The following is a 725-nucleotide window of genomic DNA, read 5'->3' on the forward strand; positions in this document are numbered from 1 at the left end:
GACATAGTGCGGCGCATTCTTCAAAAGCAGATTGCGTTCAAGTGTCGACTGTGCGACCAGCCCGAACTCGCCGGTTTCGAGATATTTCAGGCCACCGTGAATGAGCCGCGATGGCGCGGCACTGGTGCCCGAGCCGAAATCCGCCTTGTCGACGATCAGACAGCTGACGCCTTGCGCGCACAGGTCGCGAAATAGCCCTGCCCCGTTAATGCCGGCGCCAAGAATGACGACGTCGACCTCGCCGGTTCCGGCCATGGCGGCCAAACGCCCGGCGGGATTTTCCGTAAATGTTGCTTCGCTTGAGCTCATGACGCTTTCGTCTTGACGATGCGCAGCTTCACGCCGGCCCGTTCGAGAGCTTGCGCCCGCGCATCGCCCAGGCCTTCGGTCGCCAGCACGACATCGAAGCTGGTCAGATCGTCGAAGACATGCAGCGCGATCCTGTCGAACTTGGCATGGTCGATCAGAAGGATACGCTTGGCCGATGCGGCCATCATCGCCTGCTTGACCCGCACGACATTGGGATCCTGGATGAAGGCCGTGGTTCCGGTGATGGCCGAAGCCGAACAGATCAGCACATTGGCGCGCAGCTGCGCCACGGCGTTCTCGCAGACGATACCGATATAGGCGTTGTAGGTGCCGTGGTACTGGCCGCCGAGACAGATGAAGTCGAGTTCGTCGACATTGATCAGCAGTGATGCCGTCGCTACGGAGTTGGTGATGAC

The 725-nt window shown here is 60.4% G+C and carries 1 protein-coding gene and 1 pseudogene; both read right to left on the reverse strand.

Going from position 1 to position 725, the window contains the following annotated elements; all coding sequences use genetic code 11:
* On the reverse strand, positions 1-255 hold a 255-nt coding region (locus EN932_RS37355), incomplete at its 3' end, for an FAD-dependent oxidoreductase (protein WP_164890910.1).
* A 50-nt stretch (positions 256-305) separates the two neighbouring features.
* A pseudogene (locus EN932_RS37360) lies at positions 306-725 on the reverse strand (DeoR/GlpR family DNA-binding transcription regulator); the annotation flags it as partial.

Origin of the sequence: Mesorhizobium sp. M7A.F.Ca.US.002.01.1.1, assembly GCF_004022955.1 — a bacterium.
GTDB lineage: Bacteria > Pseudomonadota > Alphaproteobacteria > Rhizobiales > Rhizobiaceae > Mesorhizobium > Mesorhizobium ciceri.